The organism is Halioglobus sp. HI00S01, assembly GCF_001635445.1.
Taxonomy (GTDB): Bacteria; Pseudomonadota; Gammaproteobacteria; order Pseudomonadales; family Halieaceae; genus Halioglobus; species Halioglobus japonicus.
Genome location: NZ_LWEE01000159.1, coordinates 1 through 218 on the forward strand (window position 1 = coordinate 1; position 218 = coordinate 218).

At 60.6% G+C, this 218-nt stretch carries 1 pseudogene; it reads right to left on the bottom strand.

The annotated features are described in order from the left end of the window. Positions 1 to 218: pseudogene (locus A3709_RS23865) on the bottom strand (DNA polymerase III subunit gamma/tau); the annotation flags it as partial.

The window sequence follows — 218 nt, forward strand, 5'->3', positions numbered from 1 at the left end:
TTCCAGCATCTGGTAGACGAAGGTGAGATCCACCGTACCCAGCATGGCGCGAACATCGCTCTCCACCAGCTTGCCCGAACCAAAAGCGATTGCCTGATCCGTCAAACTCAGGGCATCGCGCATACTGCCCGAGGCCGCGCGACCGAGCAGGTACAGGGCCGGGTCCTCAAAGCTGACCATCTCCTGCTCGAGCACATTGCGCAAGTGGCCGGCAATCT